This is a genomic window from Actinokineospora spheciospongiae, assembly GCF_003182415.1.
GTDB classification, from domain to species: Bacteria; Actinomycetota; Actinomycetes; order Mycobacteriales; family Pseudonocardiaceae; genus Actinokineospora; species Actinokineospora spheciospongiae.
In genome coordinates, this window is record NZ_QHCP01000016.1 from 92,888 (window position 1) to 117,232 (window position 24,345).

Here is a 24,345-nt window from a genome sequence, read left to right on the forward strand (position 1 = left end):
TCGGTCCTTTCGCAACGGTCGCGGTTCGTGGTCGGGTGGTTGGGTGGTCAGGGTTTGGCGGTGATGCGGGCACCGAGGGCCAGCGGGGCGACGGTGCGCCCGAACGCGTCGCGCACCACGGCGGCGACGGTGTCACGGTCCTCTTCCGGGGCGATGCCCACCAGATTCCCCACAGCGGCGTCGATGCCCAACACGGCGGCGATCTTCTTGAACGCCAACAACTCGCGCAGTTGCGGTGCCCACCCGATCTCGCCCTTGTCCTGCCGGGTGGCGAGGTTGCGTGCCACGCGCACCGCCTTGCGGTCCACCCCCAACTGGTCGGCGAGGTCATAGTCGCTGGACACCGCGACCTGCACGGAAAACCGGGACGACAGGGCGTCGGTGAGCACCGCCCCGTGCACGCCGGGGTTGTGCCCGGCGATCACGTAGAACCCCGGGGCGGCGTCGACGACCTCACCCCCGGCGGCCTTGATCACGATCTGGCGGCGTCCGTCCATCGCCGGGTAGACCACGGCGAGCACGGTCGGCGGGATCAGGGTCGCGTCGTCGATGAACAACGCCACCCCCTCACGCATGGCGCGGATCAGCGGACCGTGCACGAACACGAACTCCCCGTCCGGGGTCTTGGTGTAGTCGCCCACGAAGTCGGCGACCACGGTGTCCCCATCACCCTGCACAGTGATGCAATCCGGAAAGGCCGCCTCCACCACCGACGTCTTCCCCGTCCCTGGAGGCCCGTACAACAGGGCGGCGACCCCCGCGTCACGCAACCGCCGCAACGCGGTCACGTCCGGCATCCCCGAGAGCAACCGGGGGTGGTAGTCCATCCCGTTCGGGCGTTTCACCGGACCCGTCACCACGACCGCCGCCCCGGTGGCGGACCCACCCACCCCGGACCGGGCGGGGGTGGCCGTGGGCGCGGCGATCGGTGCGCTGGTGGTCGGTTTCGGTGTCTTCGGGCGTGGGGTGCGCGGTGGGGCGGGGGTGATCGTGGACGCGGCGACCGCCGCCGTGGTCGCGGTCGCCCGATAGGCCAACGGCGCGACCGAGGCGACCTCCGCCTCGCCCCGGTCGGTCAACACCTTGCACGCGTTGCCCACCGCCCCCGAAGACCGGTTCAGGGTGTGCGCGATGGTGCGCGGGGTCAGGTCGGCACCGGCGTCGGCGAGGACTTTGGCGACCATCGCGCGCAGTTCACCACTGCGCAACCGCGCCACCGACCCACCCGCCGGGGCGGGCGTGACGACGGGCGCCGGGGCGGCGGGGATGGTGGCGGACGCCGGGGTGGGCGTGGCGGCGGGCGTGGTCATGACGGTGTCCTCTCGTTGCGTTCGGGCGTGGGTCGGCGTGCGCCGGGGCGGGGTGGGTGGTTGCTAGTACTTGGCGCGGTCGTCGAGGAACTCGGCGAACTGTTCGCGGTAGGCGCCGCTGTACGCGGCGGCGACGTCGGGGTGCGCGTGGTAGCGCAGCGGCACGGTCGGCGGGTCGGTCGGCACCGGGAACGCTGCGCCGTATCGCGTCATCAACTCGGCGTCGTTCCACCCGACGAAGGCACCGATCTCGGCGGCTTCGTCGATGCGTGCGGCCAACGTCGCGGCGTCCGGGGTGCTCATCGTGGGTCCTCCGTTCAGGGGGTCAGGTCAGCGGGTCGGGCGTTCGGCGAGTGCGGCGGTGATGGTGGCGGTGACCACAGCGACCGGCGCACGGGTGAGCCGCGCCTTCCATGCCCCGCCGTAGGCGTGGATGGTGATGTCCCCAGCGCGGGCGTCGGTGATCACGACACGGGCACCCGAGGCGTGGTGCTGGTGCACACGCCGGCTCGGCGTAGCCGCGAAACCGCACCCGCCGAGGTAGACCAAGACCTCGTCCACGGTCATGGGTGCCGGGGCGGGCGGGGTCATCGGTCCGCCGCCGCGTCGCATCCGGGGCAACTGTCGACCAACGTGTAGCGGTGATCACACAGGGTGGCGGACGCGCGTTCCCTGCCGGGACCGGTGATGAAGTGGGCGGGAAACGCCCGCACGTCGTCGGGGGTGATCGCCCGGTCGAGGACTTCCGGGGGCGGCACCGGTCCCGCAGCGACCAAGGCGGCGGACAACGCACCGAGACGCGTTTTTCGGGAATTGTCAGGAATGGACATTGTCGACCTCTCGGATGACATGGCTCGCGCCGGATGTGGTATTCGATTTGGTTTCCGGTTCCCCCGGTGGTAGTTCAATTATTGCTCGCCGTCGCGCGTCATGCAATAGGTTGGCAGCTCATTTTCAAGACTCTTTTCGGGCGATCATCCGGTCGCCGTTTCCATGAAATGGGCGACGCGTGAACGCATTCCGAATGGCACGCGATGGCATTGCCACAGGTCAGGGGGACAAAGAATGCGCGAACACGGGCAATCAACAAGCGACAAAGAATGAAAATAAATGATGTCGAATGAGATCGGCGAACAAAAGGCGAGATAAGAAACAAAGAGGGCAGAGGAAGGAAAGGGGTGACAGGAGGCTTTCGGCGTCGACCATGAGCCCGCCCCGATGTGTTCACCGGCTTGTGGGCAAGCGAGTCTGGGATACCAGCGGATCCCCCTGCGGGCACCCTGACCTGCGTCGTCGCCGCCCGACGGGGGTGGCGTTCTAACAGGATCCCCCAGATGAACCCCAAGATGATCCCCCATGTGAACCCCCAACGGAAGTGACCGTACGCGCAGTCGATCTTTGATGTGATCACTCGGTGTGACGCCCCGTCGAGTCCCGAATGGGTGAGAACACGGTGGGCGCCCTCGGCCGCTCGGCGTAGTCTGGAAGGCTCGACACCTCGTGCCGGAAGGAGGAGGTGTCGGGGCGGTTGTGAGGAACAGACGTGTTCGGCCTGGGGCGGCGGCAGGAGGGCCGCTGCTGTGGTGGTTGACGGGCGGGCGCGTTTCGGGGGTCCGATCAGTGCACATGAGGAGGCGTGGTGACGGAGCGGGACGACAGGGTCCTTCGGGGGCTGTATGACGTGAAGAACCTCTTCGGGGACAAGTGGGTTCCCGCCATCCTGGTGGCGCTCCGGGATGGTCCGCTGCGTCGGGTGGAGATTCTTTCCACGGTCAACTCGTTTTCCATCGACGAGAATTGGACGGACAAACACGCTGTCCTGCACGATAGCATTCTGGCGCGGACATTGAAAAAGATGCGGGAACAAGGGCTCATCTTCCGGGAGAGTCGTGGGAAGTCTTTTCCGCCGGAAGTCGTGTACTCGTTGGCCCCGGCGGTCGTGGAGGCGTTGGCGCTGGCGGAGCCTTTGATCGAGTGGACTCGTGCGCATCCGGGACTGCTCGCGCAGGCTCAGGCGCACAGCCGCCGCCATGGTGCGGACACGGCCGTTGTCGACGGTGTGGACAAGCACGGTGTGAAGGAGCTCGACGTTCCCGCGAGCCCTGATGCGGTCTTTCCCGCGGGGCGCCGTGCGGGCGGTGCCGTCGATTGACCCGGTGCCGCGTGAAGGCGGTGTGCGGCCCCGGTCCGGGCCGGGGTTGCCGGGCCGGAACGGGGGTGGGGTCATCGCTTCAACCGGCCGCGCTGTGGCCATGGTTGTTCGGGGTGGTCGTTGTGGCGGTAGTGGGGTTGTCGTTGTGGCGGTGGGCCAGGCGGGTGGCGAGGTCGTGGGCTTGGGGGGTGGGTGCGGTGTCGATTTCGGCGAGCCTGGTGGTCAGCAGGGTCAGTGTTCGGGGGATGGCGTCGAGCTGTCCGAGTCGTTGCTGCAGGCGCATGATGTCGCGGTAGAGCAGTTCGTTGTGCGGGTCGAACGACCGGGCGATCTCCAGCAGGTCCAGTGTCTGGTGTGGATCGGAGTCGATCAGGGCGCGGGCGAGTGCGGCGACGGCGTCGATGGCGTCACGGCGGATGGCCTCGCGGGCGGGTTCGATCCACTCGTGTTCCATGCCCTCGGCCAGTGGGCCGCCGTAGCTGTCGATCACCTCCCGGTAGGCGGTGATGCGGGCGGCGTCGGTGCTCGCGGCGCGGCGGGCGGCGACGGCGCGGGCGAAGCGGTGGTAGTCCACGCGCACGGTCGCCGGGTCGAGCCGGTAGCGGCCGTTGCCGACCGAGACGATGTCGGTCACCGCGGCGTCGGTGGCGGTGGCCAGCGCGTGGCGCATCCGCGACAGCGCGGTGTGCAGGGCGTTGGTCGGGCGGGCCGGGGGTTCCTCGCTCCACAGCGCTGAGACGAGTCGGTCGCGGGTCACCCCGTCGGGGTGCAGGCTCAGCAGCACCAGCAGCTCCTGGGTTCTGGGCTGCAACGCCTCGGTGATTTCCCGCGGGGTGTCGTCGGTGTCGGGGTGTCGATGCCAGTGCACGCGCAGACCGCCGAGCACGGTGATCGTCACCGTCGGGTTCGCGTCTTCCTCGCCGGTGACGGTGAGGGTCGGCGGTGCCGCGGGCGCGGGTGTGGCGGGCGCGGGTGGGACGGGCTTGGCGGTCGGCGTGGGTTCGTCGTCGACTTGGTTGCAGTGCTGGTGCGCGGGCTTGTGGTCGGGGATTTCACGCGCGGCGGTTCGCCGGGGGCCAGGCCCGGGTGGCGGATGGTGAGGGGGGCTGGTGATTTCCAGGGCGGTGTCCGGGGGTGTGGTGGACAGGGCCTCGTTCCCCGGTTGCGGTGCCCGGTGGGTCTTGCCGGCAGGATGTGCCGCCCCGCGTCGGGGACGCGGTGCCGGTGGCACGGCACTGCGGTCGTGGGCGGCCGGTGGGTCGGGTTCGGCATGGCGCAGCAGGTCCAGCAGGTCGGTGGTGTCGCCGCCGCTGAGGTGGAACATCCGGGTGCCGCGCAGGCCCTCACCGATACCGGGGCTGGTGGTTGAGATCGTGCCGTTCTCACGGACGTAGGCGCTCACCCCGGGTTGCCACTGGCCCAGCAGCAGGCCGGTGATGGCGAACGGTGCCCCGTTGTCCAGGACCGCTTGCAACCGGCGCGGGTGTGCCGGTGGCCGGGCCACCAGCAGCAGCGGTGGCCACTCCCCCGATCCGGTACTGCGGTCGTGGTCGGTTGAGGCGCGCACCAGGGTTTCGGCTTCCACCGCGTCGAGGGCGGCGTCCAGGTCGGCGGTCACCCGCACCGCCGAGGGCAGGCGCCCGCGGGCTATTTCACGTCCGAGTACCGCGGCCAGGTCGTCGGCCGCGACGACGACCTGACCCGTTGGGGGCGTGCGGTGGTCGGGGGCGGTGGTGAGGGCGGTGAGCAGCAGCGCGCGGGCCGCGGCGACCGCCCCCGGGCCCAGCAGCCCGAGGCCGCGGGCGGTGGCGAGGTCCAACGCGATCTCACGCCCGTCGCGCACACCCAGCCCCGCGGTCAGGACACCGTCACGTCCAGCACCGGTGTGGGGTTCGCCCACCACCAACGGTGGCGGTGGGACGCGCCGCGCCCGCCCGCGGCCCTCACCGCTCGGGTGGCTCCCGTGGTCCGCGGCGTCCACGTCGGGGGCGGTGAGGTCGAGGCCGGTGGTGTCCTGGTCGGTGCGCAGGTGGGCCAGGCGCAGCCGGTAGACGACCGGGGCCACGGGCAGGTCGTCGCGATCGCCGCTGCCGGGCCGGTACCGGGCGCGGTGGCGGCGGCGGACGGTGAGCAGTGCCGCGCTGATCGCGGCTATCAGCCCGAAGCCGACGTACAACTCCGCCCCCCACCGAAACCCCACGTCCCCTGCCGGTGCCGGAGTGGTGTTCGTCCTGGTTGTCGCCGGTGGTGTCTGCCGGGTGGGTGGCGCCGGGATCACCGGTGTGGACGGGTGGATGCCCACTGGTGGCGCGGAGGTGGCTGGTGGTGCCGGAGACGACCGGCCCGGGTTGGGCGCCTGCTGCGGCGGCACCACCGGTGCATGTGCTTCGCGTGGCAGTGCCAGTTCCTCGCCGGGGAAGATCAGGCTGGGCGTGGTGAGGGTTCGCCCGTTCGGTTGGGGTTTTCCCTTGTTGAGTTCGAAGATGTCCGGCCAGCGCGCCCCGTCGCCGAGGGTGCGCGCCGCGATGCGCCACAACGAGTCGTGGATTCCGTTCCGCGGTGCCAGCACGAGCACCGACTCCGGACGTACGGGCGTGCCGACGGTGCCGGCACGGGCGGCGGTACGGGCTTCGTGGACCACCACCTCGGCGGCGGGTGGATGCTGCCGGGCCGCGGCGCCCGCCACGATCTGCGCTCCGGTGCCGAGCGGGGCGGACGAGGAGGCCGCCGGTGCGGCTCGGTTGCCCGACACCGCCAGCAGCACAGTTGCCAGCAGCACGCCCGTCAGCGCGCGCACGGGGGTGGTGGCGGTGAGTTCGGGCAGTCGGGCGGTGTCGAAGCCGCCGCGGGCCAGGTCCGCCGCGCAGCGCGCGAGGTCGAGGGTGAACGCCGCCCAGGTGATCCAGCACAGGCAGGCCAGGATGTCGAGCAGGAACGTGGTTGTCATCGGGCCGAGCAGCACACTCTGCACCTGCGCCCACGACGGCAGGTGATCGGGCAGGGGCCAGCCGACGAATCGCGTCAGCGCCCACGGCATCCCCACCAGCAGGGCGAGCAGGACCACGGCGGCGAGTCCGCCGCGCACCACCCTGGCGAGGAATCCGCACAGGTGCCCGGCGCCGGACCGGACCCGACCTGCCACGCCGCTCGACCGGCGTGTCCGCCGACGGGCGGTACGCGCTGCTGTGGTCATGGCGTGCTCGTTTCCTCAGCGGAACAGGACGTGATGCTCGCCGCCTGGGGCCGCGGTCGCCGCGGGCCCGGCACGCGAGACCGGCGAGGTCAGCTCACCCGCGCGACGAACCGTTCGGGGCCCTCCTGCACCGCGGTGACAGGCGCCTGCCCACTCGGGTCGCCGGTGTTCTCGGCCGCCGGTGTCCCCGGTTCGGCAGGGCGGCGCGCGCCGACTCGCCCGCCGGAGGCGCGGGTGGCCTTCCCGCGCTTGCCGCGGACGGACTTGCGGGCGGCGAGCCATCCGGTGAGGTCCTCGACGTTGAGGTCGGTGAACTCGGCCAACTCCTCGACTCCGATGACGTCTTGGGCCTCGGCGAGCACGTCGCCGAGTTCGCGCTCGACGTCTCGGAGTTGTTCGACGATGACGGTTCGGCGCGCGGCGAGGTCGCCGACCTGCTGCGCGGCGGCGGCCCTGCGGGCGCTGCGGGGGGTGTCGGTGTTCTCGACGCGCCGCTGGATCTCCTCGGGCGTTGCCATGCTGGTTCCCCTTTCTTCGATGTGCCGCCTTCACGGCGGTGTGGTCACGACGGTGTGGTCATGGATTGATCGAGGTCACCCCGTGCTGCGGGTGCGCGCTGCCGCGGCCGTGCACCCGCAGCGCGCCGATGCCCACCAGCCCGAGCAACTGGGTGGGTTGCGAGGCGGTCACGGTGACGGTGACGGTGTCGCCGGAGACGGTCACCGTGCCGGTCGCGCCCTCCGCGGCCAGGTGCGCCTGGGCGCCCGCGACCGCTTGGGCGGGCATCAACCGCACGGTCCCGCTGGCCCGGTATGCGGCCAGGTCGATGGCCTGGGCTCCGGCGCGGGCGGCGGCTTCGGCTTGCCCGCTGGCACGCACCTTGGCGGCCAGCGCCAGGCCGCCGTCGAGGGTGAGCCCGGCCAAGGCGAGGATGCCGGTGGTGAGCACGACGACGAACGCGGTCACCCGCCCTTCGTCGGCGCGCCACCACCGCAGGCGAGCGCGCCACCATCTGCCCCACCGGCCGCGTCGGGCGTGAGGTCCCCGGGTCATGTCCGGCTCCCGGTGTTCGCCGTCGAGCGCCAGAGGTCGACGGGTTCGACCGAGGTGGCCGACAGCGTCTTGCCGCCGGGCACGCCGAGGATGAGCGCGTCGCCGAAGTCCACCTCGCACGCCACGGTGACACTGACCGTGCCACCGGGGCGCAGGCCTCCGGTCGAAGCGCTCACCGACAACGACGCGCACGCCACTCCCGCCGAGGACAGTGCACTCGCCGCCGTGGTGGAGGCCGCGGTGGCGGCGGCGGTCGGGGTGCGTTCGAGGCTCGCGGCGCGGGCGGCCTGGTGGGCGGCGTCGTCGATACGGATGCGGGCGTCGACGCCCCGGTGGACGACCACACCGACGAACACCAGCAGCATGATCAGGAACGGGGCGGCGATGGTGATCTCGGCCGCCACGGAGCCGTCGTCAGCGGCCCACCACCCCGCCCAGCCCCGCCGGCCGGAGCGTGGACGGTCGTGGCGTCGCCGCAGGCGTGCACCGGGTGTTCGAGGCGTCGTCATCGTCATCACCCACCTGCCAGGTCCGGGACGTAGCGCTCGACGGGCCCGACGGCTTCGGCGTGCACGGGCAGGGCCAGGAACGGCACCACCGAGGTGGCCGTACCGGTGATCCGCACCGACGCCGAGGCCACTGCCCGGTCGGCGGTGACGGCGGAACCGGTGAGCGGACCACCGGCGAGTTGCTCGAGCAGACTCCGCGCGCCGGCCGTGCCTGCCGCGGCGGTCCCGTTCTGGACCCGTGCGGCGGCGAGGCCCTGCGCGGCGGCGGCTTGGGCGATGTGGGTGGCGTGCGACCACAGCGCGAACTGCACGATCGCCAGCAGCATCAGCAACAGCAGCGGGGTCGCGAGGACCAGTTCCGCGCTGACCGAACCGAGATCACCGCACACCGCCTGCCGCAACCGCCCCGACCACCCGGTGCGACACCGTCTCGCACCGCTGCTCGCCTCGCGCTTGGCGGGGTTCACCGCGTTCACAGGGTGATGCCGTTGGCTTTGTCGGTGACCTTGGCGATGACGATCGCGATCACCGCCAGCGCGGCGACCACCAGCAGCGCGGTCACCAGGACGGTCTCGGTGGAGTACCCGGCCTCCGGCCTGCGGCGCAACTCCTCCCACCGTGCCTGCAACACCACCCACAGCGCTTTCACTTGTGTTCCCATTGTGTTCTTCCCTTCTTGTCGTTCGTGTTCCGCCGTTTCCGCGGGGGTCAGAGTCCGGTGAGGACCTGGGTGAGGGCGGGGTAGGCGATGAAGGCCAGGAACCCCAAGAACAGGGCCATCACCGGCAGGCTCATGCGTTCGGTGGCGGCCTGGGCGTCGCCTTCGGCTTCGGTGATCTGATGAATGCGCAACGCTTGGGCTTTGGCGGCCAGGGAAGCGCGGACCTTGGCGCCCTCGGTGCCCGCCAGGCTGACCGATGCGGCGAGTTCGGCCAGCTCGCTGACCTCGAGTTCTTCCCCGAGTTGACGCAGGGTGGCCCAAGGGGTGGTGCGGGTCAGCCGCGCGGTGTCGAGGGCGCGGCGGAGCTGGGCGAACGCCCACCCGCGGCCGACGGTGACCGAGTCACCCAAGGCGCTGTCGACTCCGGCTCCCCCGGCCAGGGTGATCCACACCAGGTCCAGGTAGGCCGAGAGGGCATGGCGGAACCCGGTGCGCAGCGTCGCGGCCTCGGAGCGGACACGCAGGTCCGGCACAAGGAACCCGACCGCACCCAGGGCGAGCCCGGCGATGACCGGGAACTCGAACCCGGGGCTGAGTCCGGCCACGGTGAGGACCACGCTCAACAGGGCGGGCAACAACAGTCCGGCGACGGTGAGGACGGCCTTCTCCGCCAGGTGGGTGGAGGTCGACCGGCCGAGGACTGCGAGGTTTCGGGCCAGGCGCGGGCCGGGGAGCCCGAGCGCGCGCAACGGGGTGACGGCGGGTCGGCCGAGCCGGGTGGCCCAGCCGGTGTCGTCGGTGGCCAGGATCGGTGCCGCCGCCGGCGGGGCGGTGGCGCGGGTGAGGACCGCGCCGAGGGCCGGGCGCGGTGGGAACAAATACACGGCCAGGGCCCACAGGCCGATCCCGGAGCCGGTTCCCAGGACGATGGCAGTGATCAGGGTGGTCATTGCTGCCTTCCCGTGGGGAGGACCGTCCACGGCGGGCCGGTTGTCGGGTCGAGGTCGGCGGTGGCGAGGAACCGGTCGGGCTGGGCGACGCGGGCGATGCGGCCCAGCCAGGCGAACCCGGCGGCGAACAACGCCCCAATGCCCAGCAACACGACTTGGCCACCCGCGTCGTCGTAGGCGCCCATGTAGTCGCCGTTGAGCACGACCACGGCGACGGCGAACACCACGGTGGTGCCGACGATGACGCGCACCGAGGTGCGGGTGCGGGCACGTCCGGCTTCCACGCGCATCCGCATCGAGGCTTGCCCGCGGGCGGCGTCGGCCAGCGACCCGAGCAACTCGGCCAAGCGGCGGGTCTGCTGCTCGGCGGCCAGCACCAGGGCGGCGATGACCAGGTCGCCGACCGGGTCGTCCAGGCGCTCGCCGAGGCGGCGCAGCGCCGGGGCCAGGCGGTCCCCGTTGCTGATCCCCGCGGCGAGTTCGGCGACCTCGCCGCGGATCGCCGGTGGCGCGAGCGGGGCGGTGGCGAGGATGGCCTGCTCCAGCCCGGCGGCGGCCGAGAGGGTGTCCCTGAGCATTTCCGTCCAGGTGGCGACGGCCTCGATCCGCGCCACCCGGCGGGTGTGTTCGGGGTCGCGGCCGAGCACCCGCGGCAACGCCCACACCGCACACCCCGCCAGGACGGCACCGACGACCCACCCCGTGAGCACACCGGCTCCCACCCCGACGGCCACGGCCAGGACGATGCGCAGAACACGGTGGCGGTCGTGTGGACCGGGGGTGGCGGTCCGGGTGCGGCGGGGACGGCGGGGGACGGTCCCGCGCCAGCCGAGGACCACCAGCAACAAGCCCAGGCCGGTGCCGACACCGAGCACCGCGGCCATGGCGGTGGCGGGGGTCAGCGTGGTGGTCACGGTGTCCACCAGCCCTCGGGGTTCTCCAGCACACCGGGGTCGAAGCCGACGTCGACCAGGTCGTCGAGGGTGTCGGTGCGCAACGCCCCGGCCACGGGGCGGGCGCGGCGGTCGGGGCCGGGGCGGTGGACCTCGTTGGAGATCACCTGCGGGCCGTCGGCGCCGACGACCTCGCGGATCGAGGACACCACCCGGGTGCGGCGGTCGACGGCGCGGGCCAGGTGCACCACGAAGTGCACCGCCGAGGCGACGAGCAGGTTGGTGGCCTCCAGCGGGAGGCGTTCGACGCCTTGGGCGGCGTAGGAGACCAGCCGGGTGAACGCAACCCGTGAGCTGCTGGCGTGCAGGGTGGCCATCGACCCGTCGTTGCCCTGCGACATGGCGTTGCACATCGGGATGACCTCGGGCCCGCGGATCTCCCCGACGATCACCCGGTCCGGCGACATGCGCAGCCCCCACCGCACGAGGTCGGCTTGGCTGACCGCACCCTCCCCTTCGACGTTGGGTTCGCGGGCCTGGAAAGCGGTCACGTCGGCGTGGACGTCCGGGTCGTGGTCCAAGCCGAGTTCGAAGGCGTCCTCGATGGTCACAATCCGCTCCAGCGGATCCATCTCCGAGGCCAACGCCCGCAGCAGGGTGGTCTTGCCCGCCCCGGTGCCACCGGTGATCAGCACGTTCTTGCGGGCCCTGACCAAAGCTTGCAGGAACGCCTCCAAGCCGAGGTCGAGGGTGCCGCGGCGACGCAGTTCCGGGAGGGTGACGGTGAGGTAGCCATGGCGGCGAATCGACAACGCGGTCACACCGTCGGCGGTCAACCCCATGACGGCGAACAGGCGCTCACCACCGGGGAGTTGGAGGTTGACCGCCGGGGAACCGTGATCGAACCGGCGCTCCTGACTGCTGGCCCTGGCTGCGAGGAGCCGGACCAGGTCGGTCAGCTCCTCGTTCGACCCCGCGATCGGGCCGACCTGGGCGCGGCGGCCGTCGATGTACTGGACGAACACCCTGTCGTGGCGGTTGGCGTTGATCGTTTCCACGGTCGGGTCGTCCAGCAGCGGCTGCAACCCGGCCATGCCGAACAACTCGTTGACGACCTCACCCACGACCCGCTGCTCGACCTCGCGGGCCAGCAGGTGCCTGCCCGCGGCCAGTTCGTTCTCGGTGTGCTCGCGCAGCGCCTCATCGAGAAGGCCCCGGGCCAGCTCGCGGCGGGTCTCACGGGTGGAGGTGGTGCCGGTGCGGTCCTGCTGATCAGCCACCCGCGCCGGGAGTTCGGCGGTCAGCCGTTCCCGCAGGTGCCGGCGCAGGCGGGTCGTGGCGGCGGAAAGATCCACCGCCACATCGAGGCCCCCGCCCAGCGGTGGCACACCCACGTCGAGGTCAGGGATGGCTGGGACGTGCGGCTGCCGGTCGAAGTGCCGTGGCGTCGGGGACTGGTCGGTCGAATGGGTCATGACGCCTGTCCTCCGTGCGCATCGAGATGACCGGCGCCAAGGCCCTGGACGAGGTGAACACCGGTGAAAGACACCGCGTCCGGTCGGGGAGCCGCGGGCGGTGTCGATGTCGGCGACGCCGGTTCGCCCTGCCAGGGCACGTCGGTGTGGGACTGTTCGCGGGTGACGAGTTCGGTGGCGAGTTCGGTCGCGACCTTGTGGGCGAACTTCCCCAGCGCCGAGCGCGCGGGCCCGCTGCGCTCCCACCGCAGCCTGTTCGGCCGTCCACACAGCACGGCCGCGCCGCCCGGGTCCTCGGGAACCCGCCCCAGCGGGCACACACCCAGTTCCCGAGCGACCTCGGCGCTGTTGTAGCCCTCCCCGACCAGCAACAGCACAGGGTTCGGACTCCACCGGCCGACCGCGGGCAGCCGGCGCGGCAAGTGTGCGAGGTCATCGGCGTGGGCCCGCGACAACAGCACCACCACGTCGGAGCAGCGCACGATCGGCAGCGCCGGGGAACCGGGGTCCACCCGCCCGCAGTCGGCGATGACCACCGTGTTCGGTTGATCAGCCGCCGTGCGCAGGCCACTGAGGTCCGGTGTCCAAGCCGTCAGCGCCGCGCGGGCTTGCTCGGCGTCAGGTGGGGCGGCGATGACAGGCAGGCCGCCGGGAAGCTGTTGGGCGTGCTGCCACAGCAGGTCGGCCTCACCGCCGCGCCGCGCGGCAGCGGCCAGGCTCCCCAGACCGGGTGTCGAGGACAAGGAGAACCGCAAGGCCAGGTCACCACCGGACGGGTCGGCCTCGACCACCAGGGTCCTTCCCGGGGCGGGCCATCGGGCGGCCAACGCCACCGCGAACGTCGTCGCACCCGGCGAACCTTTCAACGACAAGACCGAGACCAACATCAGCGACCACCCCCGGCGGAGAGCATCACGATCGACACCTGCCCGGCCGGAACCGCGGCGACCTGGCGGGCGGCGGCCTCGGTGAGCTGCACCGACACCACCGTGGTCTGCTCACTGGGTGAGCCGGTCACGCTGGTCACCACCGCGGGCCACACCGTGCCGTCCTCGTCGGGTGGGCTGCTCGCGGTTGCGGTTTGGCCGGAGACGAACACCACCGACACCCGTGCCCCCGGTCCGACTTCCGTCGGGACTTGGCCGGGCTTGAGGGCGAGGGCGGCGATGGCCTGCCCGCCGGCCGGGACAACGGCGGCACCGACGGCGTCGGGGGTGAGCAGCGCCCCTTCCGACAAGCTGGTGGCCATCGGCCGGCCGATCAGAGTTCCCGCCTGGTCGGCACCGACGACCGCGACACCGGGATCGACCGCGACGGTGACCTGCCGCAGATCCTGTGTGCTCAGCACGTGCCCCACGGGCACACCGCGGGCCAGGGCGAGCACGGGCTCCCGGTCGCCGGAGTGCAGCAAGATCAGCACGAACCCGCCCACACAGGCCAGCACGAGCAGCACGCCGAGCAGCAGGTACGGCACGCTGCGGCGGCGGCCCGGGGCGCGCAACCGCGGGAAAGGTGTCTTCTTGTTGTCGCCGACCCAGGGGCCCGCCGCCATGCTCGCGGGCCGGTCGGTGCCGGGTCGGATGGTGGTGTTGGTGCTCACGCGGTACCTCCAACAGGCATGGGGGTAGTGCGCCGCGTCGCCGGATGCCGATCAGCGCGCGGAACAGGTGGTCATCGCCGAGTGGGTGGGGAATGGGCCTCACGAAGAGGCAGGGGTGGTGCTCAGCCGCCGTTGTTCAGCGCCTGCGACTCCGCCACGCGGAAGGTCGTCTCACCGGTGGTGGTCATGTCCGGGAACGTTCCGCCCTGACCCGCGCCGGACCAAGTCACCGTCCAGTGCACGGTCGCGGTGACCGGATACGCCTGCCCCGGCCTACTCGCCGAGGAGCGGCGATAGACGTGCCCACAATCCGGCGAGGGCGCCTTAGGGTCCACACCGGCCACGTAGGGTGTTCCGGCGCCGGTGCAGGTGACGGTGAAACCATCACCCATCGACCAGGTCACCGAGGTCGGCGTCGCGACCGCGGTCACCGACACCCCGGGCACCGCGGCGGTGGCCGAAACCGGACCCCAACCACCAGCGAGCCACATCCAGGTCGGCAGGTTCACCAACTGCTCCCCCACCGGGTTCGCCGCGATCCTCGGCGAGGGAAATCGGAGCTGCTTGCGCGCCACCTGCGCCAACTCCGCGGGCGAGGGCAACAAAGCCGGACCCGGCTGCTGACCGTCGGCGATCCACACCGGCGGCCGGTAGAGCCCGTCGGTGACGCCTTCGGTGGTGCACTTCCACACATACCACGCACCCGGGCCTTGACCAGGCTGCGCCGCCTGCGCCCGGACCAGCACCGGCCGGGACACCGCGGCGTGGACGACCCCGCCGCTGCTCGCCAGTGGTCTGTGCGCGGCGGTCACCAAGCCACCGGCAGGTGGCTGGTAGTCGCTCTTCACGTACGAGCAACTCGCCAGGGTCGAGTCACCACCGACAACGGAGTCGCCGGGCTTGTCGGGCGCGTCGGTGCCGGGGTTGTTGTCGGAGTCGGGTCGGTGCGGAGTGTTGTCGCCCTGCCCCGGGGGGCCGCTAGGCCGCCCGTTGTTGCCGTTGTCGCCGACTCCCAGTTCACATGAGGGGGTGGGAATCTGGCTGCACGTGGTGTTTCCCCAACCGCCGTCTGCGATGGCGGGAGTGGCGAGGCCGAGCAGGCTCGCGGCGATGACGCCGGTGGTGGTTGCGAAGCGTCGCATGGTCAACACGTCCCCACGTCGTGCACTCCGAAGTCCGAGACCTTCCACGAACCGTCGGACTGCTTTTCGACGATGGCATTGATCGCCTGGCGGCCTCCGGGTTCGTTGTCGGAGAGTTGCCCGTTGTCGGCGCGGTACTTCAACCAGTTCGTCGAATCGCCGCAGTCGGAAACAACGATCTTCTTCGGGTCGTCGGCGGGTTCGACCGACGACACGGCCGGGTTGAGGACCGGGCGGCCCTTGGTGACCAGGCCGTTGTAGTAGTCGGCGTACAGGCCGCGGGACAGGTTCGTCAACGCGAGACCGGTGGCATGCTGCCCGAGCTTGGGCGACTGCCAATCCGAGGTCGTGCCCGCCTCCGCGAAATCGTCCCACATGCCTCGATAGGTCATCAGGGCGTTCTGCCTGGCCTGCTCGTCCGGGGACAGCGAGGTGCTCGGGGTCGACGAGGACGAGATCGGCGGCGTCGGGCTCGGCGTCTCGGAGGCCGGGCTGGGCGGGTTGCCCGAGCTGCACGCGGTGAGAACCGCGATGCTCATCGCGCCGATGAATGCGCGACCGCCCCACGAGTGAAGATTTCCCGTCGTCATGTGCGAACCCCCGATTTCCGTAGTGATCGTCTCGCCTGCCGTGCTACCGGTCATGGCCACATCACCGAGCCCATCGACCGGGGTTCGGCCTGCCCCAGCAACTTTTTCACCGACATCACCACGGCGGCCTCTTGTGGGCAAGTCGTGGTCATCGGGGTGTCTTCGCGGTGATGGCGGTGAGGGCGGCGTTGATGACCGTGCAGGGGTCCACGGCGGGGAACTGGCTGTTGCTGACCAGTGCCCCGGCGACACCGGTGCTCAGAGCCACCAGGCCGATGCACTGCTTGCCGAACGTGGGATCTTCGGGCAGGGCTTCGATGAGGCCCGGTTTGCCGTTCCACGATGTGCCGGTGGAGCCTTGGTGGTGGGCTGGGTCGGCGTCGAGTTCGGTGCCCCAGACGACCTGGACCTGGAACCTGCCGCCGTCTTGGCGGGTGGGGGTGTCTCCCGCGGAGATGATGATTTTGCCGCTGTTGTCGAATTGGCAACCGACCGCGAACAGGTCCTTGTCCCCGGGTGTCTGCATGGTCGGGGAGTGTGGTTTGCCGTCGGTGGGCCGCACCACGGCGGGCAGGTCCGCCCAGGTGGGTGTGGTGCACGGGTCGAACGGGGCGCCGACCTCACTGGCCTTCTTGGGACCGTTGAGGTCGCCGTAGACGATCGACCCTTCGGCGCGGCCAGCGCGCCTGCGCACGGCGTCGTCGCCGCCGGTCTCAGCCGTGGCGCTCGGCGCCCCGGTGATGCCGGATCCGGCACGCCCGGCCGCATCGGTGCCCGGGTCACTGGTGCAGGCCACCACGGCGCCGACGATCAGCACGGCTGTGGCGGCACCGACGAACATGCGGATGTCCATTGTGGTCTCCTCGGGGTGGTTCAGTGAAGTTGGGAGAGCAGGCCCTCGATGGCCTTGGTGGCGATCTGACAGTCGGCTGAGCGGGCCTCGATCACCGGGTACGAGGTCGGCCGGTCGGGGTTGGTGATGTCCTGGCGGATCTCGATCTTGTCGTCGGCGATGACGGTGACGTAGCAGGTGCCCGAGGCGCTCGGTCCGCCGCCGGGGTTGAGGATGTTGGACACGCCGGGGAGTCCGGCGATGGTCACCGCGGTGTAGTTGGCCGCGGCGGTGCCGGTGAGGGTGGCGCGCGGGTCGGTGTCGACGCCGACCGTCACCGACACCACCCCGCCGAGCGGGTCACCGTGGGCGGCGGTCTGCGGGTAGATCGTGCAGCGGTGGGGGTCTTCCATGCGGGAGCGCACCGGTTTGCCGTACACGGCGGTGGCGGCGTCGAGTCCGGCACAGGGGTCGATGGTCGCCACCGGCAGTGCGGGGGTGCTCACCGCGTCGGCCCACGTCGCCGGTTCACGCCAGTACTTCGCGACCGCGGTCAGGTATTCCACGGCGACCTGGCAGGCGGTCTTGGGTTGGGCCTCGGTGCCCTCCTGGCGCACGATGAGCTGCAACGCCGCCCGCTCCCCCATCGGTCGGTCATAGACACAGGCTTTGCCGTCACCACCCAGGTCGAGCAGGTGCAGGAAGTCCACCCCGTCGAGGGTTTCCGGTGTGGACTCGCGGCGGGTCTTGTCCGACAGTTCCACCCCGGCGGTCACCCGCAGCCGCCACGCGGGCAAATCCCGAGGGCCCGGGACCATCTGGAGCACGCAACCGCTGAGGCTGTCGCCGGGCATGAGGTCATCCGGCTGCATCCCGACGACCGTCGCTGCCGCGGCGGGGTCGTGCAGCGCGCACACGTCGACCTGGCGGATCACCGAGAACAACGCGGCGACCTGCTCGGTGCCCTCCCGTGGCGGCACCGACGCGCCCGCCTTGCCCGCTGCGGTCGTCGCCTCGGCGGAGAGGTCCTCCGTCGAGGCGACGACCTCGGCTTCGCCGTTCGCTTCGCCCTGCGCGACAGGCGTGCCCACGACGGTGGCAGTGCACCCGGACAGGCTGAGCACCACCGCGGCGACGAACGCGAGCAGACGCCACCACATGACAATCCAGAATTCCGGCACGAAACTCCCCTTTCACAGCACTAACGAAATCGAGCGAGGTCAGCAAGCGCGGATCGACCGCGGCTCGAGGTCGGCTTCGGCACAGCCCGCGGGTGCCGGTGTGGTGGCCGAGGTCGGCGGCCACGGGTGTGCAGCCAGCACGGTGGCGATCCCGTGCGCGGCCCGCCCCAGCGCGGTGGCGGCGGTTCCCCCGAAACGCCGATCGAACGGTGCATGGCGCCCGCCCAGCACAGCCGCATCTCGCGAATCATCAGGAACGCGCCCCAGCGGATGGATGTCCATCTCCCGGGCGATCCGCTCGGCGGAGTGCCCGTCACCGACCGGCAGTACCAGTGGGCGCGACACCGGCAGTCGGGCCTCGACCAGCAGCACCCGCTGCGTCGCGGGCCAGCCGACCGCCAAGCCGAGGGCCAGGGTGCTCACTCCGGGCGAGCCCTTGACCGAGAACAACGCGACCAAAATCAGCACGCCTCCCGGCCTCCATCACGAACGGGCCGGTTCGTACGGGGCGGTTCGTGCGGGGCGGTATCGAGGAGGTGGAGAAACCGGGTCAGCCCGAGCCCTTCCTGATCACCAGGAGGCATCCGGCTGATCAGGTGGTGGAACGGGCCGCCCGGCGTCCCCAGGTCCGCGCGCATCGAGGCCAGCACGCGGCGTACCGCGGAACGCGTCACGCCGGTGTGGGCGGCCACCGCCCGTTCAGACCGGTCACGGTCGTCGAGATCCTGGTACGGAGGCAGGCCGACGTGGCGGGCGATGATCTCAATCTCGGAAGCCGTCAGGCCCAACGACCGCACCGCCATCACCCATCCCGCCTCCCCCGCGGCGTTCTCAGCGACCTCCAGCGCAGCGACAGCACGGGGGTCCGCAGCCTCGGGCTCGGCGGTCACCACCCGTGCGCGAACCGCGCGAGTACGGCGTTCGTCATCGAGATCAGCTTGAGTCACCGCTTCCCCCGCACACTGGAGGATCTCGACGTCCTCGGGCGGGCGCCCCAACTCGACCGCCAAGCGGGCGCGGATCGCTGCGATCCGCAAGAACCGGCGGTGTACCCGCGCGGGCACGGTGACCGCGTACGCCACCGTGGCGAGGTGCCGTTTGACGTGCTCGACAATCCACGTCCGCAGGTAATCCGGCCCCGAACTGCGGCCAGGGTCGTACATCCACACTCCCTGGACCACCGCGGCACGGGCGACCGCGACCACGTCTTCGGCCCCCGCCACCGCGGTTCGGGACCACCAGGAGGCGCGCAGCGCAGCAACCGTGGCCCGGGTCAGCGGCTCGGCCAAGACCACCAAGCGCGCGGTGGCGATCTGGCCCGCCCACCGTCGAGCCCGCAACACCGGCGTTCCGTCCTCCGGGTTCAGGTGCAATGCCAGGTGGGCGCGGTGCCCATCGGCGGCGGTAGGCGCCAAGGCGGTGAGCGCGGCGCGGTCGAGGCGCTGGTGGCGTTCGCACTCGACGGTGACGTCGTGGACGGAGAGTGTCATGGTCGTTTCCTCTGCTGAGCGGACCTCGGGATGTGAGGTCCTCGCGGATGGCTGCGTAGGCCCGTTTTCCGACATGGCTGGTAGCCGCCTGTCCCTGGTGAGGAACATGAGCGGAGGGGAATGGATGGCGCGATGTGGTGGTGTCGGTCAGCGCGGCAGCGGCCGTGGGCTCACGAAGGGCAACGGCAGGCGAGTCCAGCCGATTGCCCGATTTGCCTCAATTTCGATGCATCGCGCCATGGCGGACTTTTTGAAAGTTGGACGAAATTCGATCAAGGCGCTTGTAACTCGTTGTGAATGCCGCTGATCGTCTCCGATCACCCCGTCACCCGAACGGGTGAAGTGTTTTGGGATGCGACCTGATCCCGGCCTCAAGCCAGCTGGCCGACCTACTCTGACCTGGGGCGGAGCGCAGCAACGTCGTTTCACATCTCTGAGTTTCGACGGCCGAGCGGTGAAGCAGAAGAGGTCTGCTGTCTTCACGTGAATGGAAGACAGCAGAAGACGATCGGGGGTTGAAGTGGGCGAGTCATTCAGCTCGACACTCCGCCGTGTGCGGACCGAGCAGGGTCTGTCGTTGACAGACCTGCAGAGGCTGACGAACTTCAGCCGGAGCCATCTCGGCAACGTCGAGAACGGTGTCCGCCAGCCGAACGAGGCTCTCGCGGTGGCGTGCGACGACGCGCTGCAAACCGATGGGCTGTTCACCCGCATGCTGTCGACGGCACGGAAGCGGGATCGCCGAAGCCGGCTCAGGCCGGCCCAACTGCCGGTGCGGAGCCGATTCCTCGTGGGCCGGGACACCAGCATGCGGCAGATGACCGACGAGGTGGGCAGAGCCACGGTCGGGAAGTGGATGCCGCTGATCGGCATCGACGGTCCAGCGGGTATCGGCAAGACAGCCCTCGCGGTCGCTTGGGCGCACGACATCGCGGATCGCTACCCGGACGGCACCCTGTTCGCGAACCTGCGCGGTCACGACCCGTCGAACAAGCCCGCAGACCCCGCAGACGTGCTGCAGGACTTCCTCGTCGGCCTGGGGATGCCGCCCGAAGCAGTCCCCGGGCACCTGGAAGCGAGGGCGGCGAGCCTGCGGACCATGCTGCGCAACCAGCGGGTGCTGCTCGTGCTGGACAACGCAGTGAATTCCGACCAGGTCCGCCCCCTCCTTCCGTCGTCGTCCGGGTGCCTGGTGGTGGTGACGAGCCGGACAAGGCTCGGCGGGCTCTGCGCTCGGGACGGCGCGGTCAGGCTGACCCTGGATCCCCTTTCCGACGTCGAGGGTGTGGCGCTCCTGACCCTGGTGGTGGGGCGCCGGGTGACCGAGGACCAGGAGGCGGCCCACGAGTTGGCCAGGCAGTGCGGCGGTCTGCCGCTGGCGTTGCGGATCGCCGCCGAGCGGGTGACCAGCCACGAGCACCTCGCCCTACCGCGCCTGACCGGCATCATGTCCTCGCGCTCCCGGCGCCTCGACGCGCTGTCCGCCGGTGGGGACGAAAGCACGACCATCCGTGCCGTCTTCTCCTGGTCCTACGTGGCCCAGCCCGCCGAGGCGGCATGCCTGTTCCGCATGCTCAGCCTGCACCCGGGCCCGACCTTCGGCCTCGACGCCGCGGCGGCGCTCGCGGGGGCGACAACACAGCAAACCCAGCGGTGGCTCGACCGCCTTGTCGACGCCCACCTGCTGGAGCAACCCGACCTCGGCCGGTACAGCTTCCACGACCTCATCCGCCTCTACGCGAGTGAACGGGCCGAGGTCGAGGAATCCGAGGACGATCGGCGCGGCGCGCTCGGTCGCGTCCTCGACTGGTACCTGCACACGGCAGCAGCCGCCGCGCACAGCCTGTCCCCCCAGCGTGAGCCGATCGTCCTCGACGACCCGGTCACCGGGGTCACGCCGATCACCTTCGACGACATCGACGCCGCGTCGACGTGGTGCGAGGACGAACTCAAGAACCTGGCCGTGGTCACCCGGGTCGCCGCCGAGCAGGGTTTCGTCCAGGTCGCGACGGCGATGCCCGTGGTGCTGTGCGACTACTTCTACCGACGCAAGCCCTGGTCGCTGTGGACCCGGGCCCACGTGCTGAGCCTTGATGTCGCCCGCCGCCGCGGCCACGCGGCCAGGCAGGGGTGGCTCCTCAACAACCTGGGCAACGCCCACATCGACCTCGGGCAACCCCGCACCGCCATCGGGTTCTACGACGAGGCGCTGCGGGTTCGCCGCTCCATCGACGACCGGAGCGGGCAGGCGTGGAGCAGGGTGGGGCTGGGCCGGTGCTACGCCGCCGTGGCCGAACCCCGGCACGCGGCCCACCACTTCGCCCACGCCATGAGCGGGTTCGCCGAACTCGGCGACCGGTGGGGGTGGGCCATCGCCCTGTCCTACCTCGGCGACACCTGTCGTCTCCTCGGGCAGCACCACACGGCGATCGACTACCACCACCGAGCCGTCGAGGTGCTCCGCGAACTCGGGGATCGACAGGCCGAGGGGTGCTCACTGGAGAAGTTGGGCGCGGTGTACTCCGACCTGGAGGACTGGCCCAGCGCCATCGAATCCTTGCACCACGCGGGAACCATCCTCGGCGAGATAGGCGACCGCTGGGGCTACGCCCAAACGATGACCACGCTGGGTGACCTCCAACAGCGCAAGGGAAGCCCGGACCTGGCAAGTGCGGCGTGGCAGGACGCGGCAAACGCTTTCGAGGAGTTGCAGGACCCCCGCGCGAGCACTGTCCGTGGCAAGCTGGAACGGCTACGGGAGGAGCAGGTGTCGATCACAGGGGGTGGCTGAATGGCGCTGGACCCGATCACCGACGGCCCGGTGTTCACACGGGCGGCAGACGACTTCGGGCACCGGGTCCACGATGCCCCCGAGGCGGTGTTCACCCCGACCGATGAGCACGAGGTGGCCGAAGCGGTGCGCGAGGCACACCGGCGCGGGTTGCCTCTGCTGGCACGGGGGCAGGGGCACTCGACCGCAGGGCAGGCACAGGTCGAAGGCGGTTTCATCCTCGACATGGAAAAGATGGCGCAGGTACGCGACGTCGACGGCACCAGCATGGTCGTCGAGGCCGGTGCGACCTGGTACACCGTGCTCGACACCGCGCTCAGCGTCGGCATGACACCACCCGTCCTGACCGACTACCTCGGCCTGTCGGTGGGCGGCACCCTCTCCGTCGGCGGCATCGGCGGCGCAAGCCACAAGTACGGTGCCCAAACCGACAACGTGACCGCGCTCGACGCCGTCACGCCGGACGTCGGCCTGGTGGGGTGTTCACCTCACCGGAACAGTGAGGTCTTCGACGCGATCCGCGCGGGCCGTGGCCGCCACGGCGTGATCACCACCGCCGTACTGCCCCTCACCCCCGCCCCGGACACCGTCCGGCGGCACGTCCTGCGCTACACGTCGCTGACGGTGTTCCTGTCCGACCAGCGCCGCGCGATGTCCCTCCCGGACGCCGACTACCTCGAAGGCCAGGCGAAGTGGACCGGCAATGGTTGGCGCTACGAACTGGAGTTCGTGCAGTACCCCAGGAAGGCAGCCGATGCCCCGGCGGATCTGACCTCGCTGAGCTTCGACGACCAGGAGTACGAGGAGCTCGACTACCACGCCTTCGCCATCCGGCTGCGCGACGGCGAGCGGCGGATGCGCGAAATCGGGGACTGGCTGTGCCCACACCCCTGGGTGAACTACTTCCTCCCCGAGTCCACAGCGGACACCGCGATCCACCGGATTCTCGACACCACCACCCTCGACCAGATCGGCGAACGCGGCACCGTCCTCACCTACCCCTTCACACGAAACCGCATGCGCACCCCCGCGATGCACCTGCCGACGGGCACCGTCTTCCACCTCTTCGCCCTGCTGCGCACCGCCGTGCCCACCGCACCCGTGTCCGGAACCGACATGATCGAGATCAACCACGCCCTGGACCGACTCGTCACCGACAACGACGGCACGATCTACCTCGGCCCACTCCCCCGCCCCTGACCACCGCGCCGCACCCGGCGAGGTGGTCGAGACAAGGAGCGGTTCCCGCCACCACCGAGCCATGCACAACTTCCCGGACACGACCGGTCGGCTGCGTCCGCGTTAGTGGCAAAAGCATGGACCACTGGACTCACCCACTGACCTGGGGCCTGCTGGGCGCCATGGCCGGGGCCATCGGCAACCGCAGCACCCGCATGCTGGCGACGAGCAGCGACGACACCGGGCTGTACTCGGCGGGGACCGGCGCGCTGATGACCGCAATCCTCTTCGGCGCGCTCGGCTGGCAGACGTCGTCGACCGAGAACCTCGTCCTCGTGAGCTGCTTGGTGGTGGTCGCAACCCCGCTGGCCGTCATCGACATGGTCGAGATGAGACTCCCGAACCCCCTTCTGGCTGCCGGTTACCTGGGCGTGGGAACCTGCGCCGTCACCGCCGCAGCGGCACATGGCGAATACACCTGGCTGGGACGGGCTGCCGTCGGGTGCGCGGTGATGATCGCGGTGTATCTCGGTTTGGCGTTGTGCACCGGCGGACTCGGAAGCGGGGACGTCAGGCTCGGCGGGTTGCTCGGGATGACCTCGGCGTGGGTGGGCTGGCCAGTGCTGGTGGCGAGCACCATCCTCGGATGGGTGATGCTGTTGTCGGTGTTCCGGCTGGGAGCAGTGGAACGCGGAGAAGAAGTACCAGCCGGACCGAGCCTTCTGGGCGGGACGCTGATCGCGGTGCTCGGATCAGGCGGTTAGGTGTGGGCCCCACCGGTCCGACATGGTCGCACCCGATGAGTCGGGGTGGGGACGGGTGGTTAGGGTGCTGCGGATGGATGTGTCGCCGCGACCTGCCGGAGTTCTGTCGGTTCAGGATTACGTTGCCGGGCTGGCCCGCAAGCGGATGGCCGCCGGCGTGCTGGTGCGTGACCGGGACGACCGGGTGTTGCTGGTCGAGCCGTCGTACAAACCGAACTGGGAGATTCCCGGTGGTGCGGTGGAGGCGGATGAGTCGCCGTGGGCGACGGCGTCGCGGGAGTTGATCGAGGAGTTGGGGCTGCGCCGGTCTTTGGGTGCGCTGTTGGTGGTCGACTACGTGCGACCGCAGGACAGCAGGCCCGAGGGGGTGGTGTTCGTCTTCGACGGTGGTGTCCTGGATGAGGCCGACCTGACCGGGTTGACCTTCGCTGACGGGGAGGTCCTCTCCGCCGGGTTCCACACGATCGAGCAGGCGCGGGAGAAGGTCAAACCGCTGCTGGCCGACCGGCTCGCGGTGGCGGTGGACGCGGTCCGCCAGGGCGTCACCGCCCTGTGCGAGCACGGCGTGCGCGTCGCCTGA

At 70.6% G+C, this 24,345-nt stretch carries 25 protein-coding genes and 1 pseudogene; 6 read left to right on the forward strand and 20 right to left on the reverse strand.

Translation table 11 applies throughout. The features are described from left to right. Positions 1-47: 47 nt before the first annotated feature. From DFQ13_RS30110 to DFQ13_RS34250, 3 genes are all read right to left on the reverse strand, one after another. Positions 48-1,310, reverse strand: a complete 1,263-nt coding sequence (locus DFQ13_RS30110; RefSeq protein ID WP_110082228.1) for an AAA family ATPase — start codon at positions 1,308-1,310, stop codon at positions 48-50. 63 nt (positions 1,311-1,373) lie between these two features. Continuing rightward, positions 1,374-1,613, reverse strand: coding sequence for a hypothetical protein (locus tag DFQ13_RS30115; protein WP_110082229.1), 240 nt, complete (start codon positions 1,611-1,613; stop codon positions 1,374-1,376). Between the two features lie 27 nt (positions 1,614-1,640). After that, a complete protein-coding gene (locus tag DFQ13_RS34250; protein ID WP_181400216.1) occupies positions 1,641-1,778 on the reverse strand; it encodes a hypothetical protein in 138 nt (45 codons plus the stop codon). Positions 1,779-2,949: 1,171 nt separating this feature from the next. On the opposite strand from DFQ13_RS34250, the gene DFQ13_RS30125 reads away from it, so the two are divergent. Then, positions 2,950-3,462, forward strand: a complete 513-nt coding sequence (locus DFQ13_RS30125; RefSeq protein ID WP_110082231.1) for a winged helix-turn-helix transcriptional regulator — start codon at positions 2,950-2,952, stop codon at positions 3,460-3,462. 79 nt (positions 3,463-3,541) lie between these two features. On the opposite strand, the gene DFQ13_RS30130 is transcribed toward DFQ13_RS30125, so the two are convergent. The 17 genes from DFQ13_RS30130 to DFQ13_RS30210 all read right to left on the reverse strand — a co-directional run bounded on the left by DFQ13_RS30130 (position 3,542) and on the right by DFQ13_RS30210 (position 19,031). Beyond that, positions 3,542-6,604, reverse strand: a complete 3,063-nt coding sequence (locus DFQ13_RS30130; RefSeq protein ID WP_233438639.1) for a BTAD domain-containing putative transcriptional regulator — start codon at positions 6,602-6,604, stop codon at positions 3,542-3,544. Between the two features lie 140 nt (positions 6,605-6,744). Then, on the reverse strand, positions 6,745-7,173 hold the full coding sequence (locus DFQ13_RS30135; RefSeq protein WP_110082233.1) for a hypothetical protein: 429 nt from the start codon (positions 7,171-7,173) through the stop codon (positions 6,745-6,747). Between the two features lie 58 nt (positions 7,174-7,231). Continuing rightward, positions 7,232-7,621 (reverse strand): hypothetical protein, encoded by a 390-nt coding sequence (locus tag DFQ13_RS30140; protein WP_110082234.1) that lies wholly within the window; start codon positions 7,619-7,621, stop codon positions 7,232-7,234. Positions 7,622-7,704: 83 nt separating this feature from the next. Beyond that, positions 7,705-8,112 carry a pilus assembly protein TadE gene (locus DFQ13_RS30145; RefSeq protein WP_325050962.1) on the reverse strand — a complete coding sequence of 136 codons (408 nt, stop codon included), beginning with the start codon at positions 8,110-8,112 and terminating at the stop codon, positions 7,705-7,707. A 110-nt stretch (positions 8,113-8,222) separates the two neighbouring features. Continuing rightward, positions 8,223-8,618: a TadE/TadG family type IV pilus assembly protein gene (locus DFQ13_RS30150; protein WP_181400217.1), complete on the reverse strand. Its 396-nt coding sequence runs from the start codon at positions 8,616-8,618 to the stop codon at positions 8,223-8,225. A gap of 71 nt (positions 8,619-8,689) precedes the next feature. After that, positions 8,690-8,878: a hypothetical protein gene (locus tag DFQ13_RS30155; RefSeq protein ID WP_110082235.1), complete on the reverse strand. Its 189-nt coding sequence runs from the start codon at positions 8,876-8,878 to the stop codon at positions 8,690-8,692. A gap of 47 nt (positions 8,879-8,925) precedes the next feature. Continuing rightward, on the reverse strand, positions 8,926-9,819 hold the full coding sequence (locus tag DFQ13_RS30160) for a type II secretion system F family protein (RefSeq protein WP_110082297.1): 894 nt from the start codon (positions 9,817-9,819) through the stop codon (positions 8,926-8,928). A 5-nt stretch (positions 9,820-9,824) separates the two neighbouring features. Then, entirely contained in the window at positions 9,825-10,712 is an 888-nt protein-coding gene (locus DFQ13_RS30165; protein WP_110082299.1) for a type II secretion system F family protein, read from the reverse strand. 26 nt (positions 10,713-10,738) lie between these two features. Further along, positions 10,739-12,196: a CpaF family protein gene (locus DFQ13_RS30170; protein ID WP_233438640.1), complete on the reverse strand. Its 1,458-nt coding sequence runs from the start codon at positions 12,194-12,196 to the stop codon at positions 10,739-10,741. Next, a complete protein-coding gene (locus DFQ13_RS30175) occupies positions 12,193-12,987 on the reverse strand; it encodes a MinD/ParA family ATP-binding protein (RefSeq protein WP_233438641.1) in 795 nt (264 codons plus the stop codon). Before DFQ13_RS30175 ends, DFQ13_RS30170 begins: the two co-directional genes overlap by 4 nt. A 95-nt stretch (positions 12,988-13,082) precedes the next feature. Beyond that, the gene (locus tag DFQ13_RS30180) at positions 13,083-13,796 is read right to left on the reverse strand and encodes a hypothetical protein (protein WP_110082236.1); all 714 of its coding nucleotides are present in this window, start codon (positions 13,794-13,796) and stop codon (positions 13,083-13,085) included. A 122-nt stretch (positions 13,797-13,918) separates the two neighbouring features. Next, the gene (locus DFQ13_RS30185; RefSeq protein ID WP_181400219.1) at positions 13,919-14,938 is read right to left on the reverse strand and encodes a hypothetical protein; all 1,020 of its coding nucleotides are present in this window, start codon (positions 14,936-14,938) and stop codon (positions 13,919-13,921) included. Between the two features lie 2 nt (positions 14,939-14,940). Beyond that, a complete protein-coding gene (locus tag DFQ13_RS35375; protein ID WP_233438642.1) occupies positions 14,941-15,582 on the reverse strand; it encodes a hypothetical protein in 642 nt (213 codons plus the stop codon). Positions 15,583-15,676: 94 nt separating this feature from the next. Beyond that, entirely contained in the window at positions 15,677-16,381 is a 705-nt protein-coding gene (locus DFQ13_RS30195; protein ID WP_110082239.1) for a DUF3558 domain-containing protein, read from the reverse strand. A gap of 20 nt (positions 16,382-16,401) precedes the next feature. Beyond that, entirely contained in the window at positions 16,402-17,520 is a 1,119-nt protein-coding gene (locus DFQ13_RS30200; RefSeq protein WP_110082240.1) for a hypothetical protein, read from the reverse strand. 60 nt (positions 17,521-17,580) lie between these two features. After that, entirely contained in the window at positions 17,581-18,009 is a 429-nt protein-coding gene (locus tag DFQ13_RS30205; RefSeq protein WP_110082241.1) for a hypothetical protein, read from the reverse strand. Next, on the reverse strand, positions 18,003-19,031 hold the full coding sequence (locus tag DFQ13_RS30210; RefSeq protein ID WP_110082242.1) for a hypothetical protein: 1,029 nt from the start codon (positions 19,029-19,031) through the stop codon (positions 18,003-18,005). The genes DFQ13_RS30205 and DFQ13_RS30210 overlap by 7 nt, the downstream gene beginning before the upstream one ends. A 487-nt stretch (positions 19,032-19,518) precedes the next feature. Here DFQ13_RS30210 and DFQ13_RS36055 point away from each other — a divergent pair. The 5 genes and pseudogenes from DFQ13_RS36055 to DFQ13_RS30230 all read left to right on the forward strand — a co-directional run. Then, positions 19,519-19,719, forward strand: a pseudogene (locus DFQ13_RS36055) (helix-turn-helix domain-containing protein); the annotation flags it as partial. A gap of 129 nt (positions 19,720-19,848) precedes the next feature. Continuing rightward, positions 19,849-21,822, forward strand: a complete 1,974-nt coding sequence (locus tag DFQ13_RS30215) for an ATP-binding protein (RefSeq protein ID WP_233438643.1) — start codon at positions 19,849-19,851, stop codon at positions 21,820-21,822. Next, on the forward strand, positions 21,823-23,022 hold the full coding sequence (locus tag DFQ13_RS30220) for an FAD-binding protein (RefSeq protein ID WP_110082244.1): 1,200 nt from the start codon (positions 21,823-21,825) through the stop codon (positions 23,020-23,022). Between the two features lie 116 nt (positions 23,023-23,138). Then, the gene (locus tag DFQ13_RS30225; protein WP_110082245.1) at positions 23,139-23,765 is read left to right on the forward strand and encodes a prepilin peptidase; all 627 of its coding nucleotides are present in this window, start codon (positions 23,139-23,141) and stop codon (positions 23,763-23,765) included. A gap of 145 nt (positions 23,766-23,910) precedes the next feature. Then, positions 23,911-24,345, forward strand: a complete 435-nt coding sequence (locus tag DFQ13_RS30230) for an NUDIX domain-containing protein (RefSeq protein ID WP_267897671.1) — start codon at positions 23,911-23,913, stop codon at positions 24,343-24,345.

Excerpts from the sequence above, each read along its gene's own strand:
- DFQ13_RS30215 (WP_233438643.1), top strand. The coding sequence starts at position 19,849 with ATGACCGACGAGGTGGGCAGAGCCACGGTCGGGAAGTGGATGCCGCTG.
- DFQ13_RS35375 (WP_233438642.1), bottom strand. The coding sequence starts at position 15,582 with ATGACCGGTAGCACGGCAGGCGAGACGATCACTACGGAAATCGGGGGT.
- DFQ13_RS30210 (WP_110082242.1), bottom strand. The coding sequence starts at position 19,031 with ATGACACTCTCCGTCCACGACGTCACCGTCGAGTGCGAACGCCACCAG.
- DFQ13_RS30200 (WP_110082240.1), bottom strand. The coding sequence starts at position 17,520 with ATGTGGTGGCGTCTGCTCGCGTTCGTCGCCGCGGTGGTGCTCAGCCTG.
- DFQ13_RS30225 (WP_110082245.1), top strand. The coding sequence starts at position 23,139 with ATGGACCACTGGACTCACCCACTGACCTGGGGCCTGCTGGGCGCCATG.
- DFQ13_RS30110 (WP_110082228.1), bottom strand. The coding sequence starts at position 1,310 with ATGACCACGCCCGCCGCCACGCCCACCCCGGCGTCCGCCACCATCCCC.
- DFQ13_RS30230 (WP_267897671.1), top strand. The coding sequence starts at position 23,911 with ATGGCCGCCGGCGTGCTGGTGCGTGACCGGGACGACCGGGTGTTGCTG.
- DFQ13_RS30220 (WP_110082244.1), top strand. The coding sequence starts at position 21,823 with ATGGCGCTGGACCCGATCACCGACGGCCCGGTGTTCACACGGGCGGCA.
- DFQ13_RS30195 (WP_110082239.1), bottom strand. The coding sequence starts at position 16,381 with ATGGACATCCGCATGTTCGTCGGTGCCGCCACAGCCGTGCTGATCGTC.
- DFQ13_RS30170 (WP_233438640.1), bottom strand. The coding sequence starts at position 12,196 with ATGACCCATTCGACCGACCAGTCCCCGACGCCACGGCACTTCGACCGG.
- DFQ13_RS30135 (WP_110082233.1), bottom strand. The coding sequence starts at position 7,173 with ATGGCAACGCCCGAGGAGATCCAGCGGCGCGTCGAGAACACCGACACC.
- DFQ13_RS30165 (WP_110082299.1), bottom strand. The coding sequence starts at position 10,712 with ATGGCCGCGGTGCTCGGTGTCGGCACCGGCCTGGGCTTGTTGCTGGTG.
- DFQ13_RS30185 (WP_181400219.1), bottom strand. The coding sequence starts at position 14,938 with ATGCGACGCTTCGCAACCACCACCGGCGTCATCGCCGCGAGCCTGCTC.
- DFQ13_RS30115 (WP_110082229.1), bottom strand. The coding sequence starts at position 1,613 with ATGAGCACCCCGGACGCCGCGACGTTGGCCGCACGCATCGACGAAGCC.
- DFQ13_RS30155 (WP_110082235.1), bottom strand. The coding sequence starts at position 8,878 with ATGGGAACACAAGTGAAAGCGCTGTGGGTGGTGTTGCAGGCACGGTGG.